Source organism: Oleiphilus sp. HI0123, from assembly GCF_001635315.1.
Map to the genome: position 1 here is coordinate 1 of NZ_LWGE01001898.1, position 965 is coordinate 965.

Below are 965 nucleotides of genomic sequence, written 5' to 3' on the forward strand. Positions count from 1 at the left end.
AGCCTCCAGTAACGGGTGGTTGTGCTTGTAGCCGGAGAGTTTACGCACCAACGTAGCTTGGCTGGTTTTCCGCTGGGCTAGAGAGACTGCGATCCGCTGGATGGTGTCCCAGTGGTCTATGATGCGTTTCGTGTTGATCGGCTTGCGCAACGATAGTTTCACGCGCTGATTTTCGTCTTCGGTGATGTTGAACAGCTCATTGATGACCTTGCCAACCCGGGCATATCGGGGGGCGAACCGATAACCGAACAGATCGAGCAAGGCAAAGTTCACATGATTTACCCCATGAGTGTCAGTTGAGAGCATGTCCGGGATAATCTCAGTACTGTTGTTCATCAACAGGTCAAAGATGTAATGGGATTCATGTTCGTTGGCGCCGATAACCCGGGCATTGATGGCCATATGATTGGCATTCAGACTGACCGCCGAGACGCCTTTGCTGGTACCGAAGTATTTTGAGGAATACCGTGTACGGAACGTCTCGCGCTTGGCTTCGAACTTCTGACCATCGGCACTGGCATGCAGACTGTCATCCTGGATGTTGTAGTGCTTGAAGATGCTCAGTCGTGTGGTAGCGTTGTTGATACGGTCATTGGCCGCATTCAGGGTTTCCAGCCGAAGGTAGTTCGCCTGGATAGTGCTGAGCTGATCATAGGTCCGATCGGAGATCTGAGCGATGCCATAGATGCCCTGATTAGTGGCATTGGCGATCAAGATCGCCAACAGGTCCACTTCGTATTGACGGCTTTTCGAGTTCATGCCCAGCACATGCTCGAAGTCGTCAATGAATCCGGTATCCTGATCCACCACGCGCAAGACATCGGCAACGCTGATCGCTCTCATTTGTTGGAAGAACGGATTATTCACCAGGTGTTTCTTACTGGCTGTAGGCAACCGCCAAAGGTGTTTGCCGCCTTTCGGGCGCAGTATCACGTCCCGATTGTCCGAACGTTCCAAGTATTCGC

At 52.1% G+C, this 965-nt stretch carries 1 protein-coding gene; it reads right to left on the reverse strand.

Going from position 1 to position 965, the window contains the following annotated elements; genetic code table 11:
• The coding region (locus A3761_RS25250) for a Tn3 family transposase (protein ID WP_156492127.1) at positions 1–965 on the reverse strand (965 nt) is incomplete at both ends.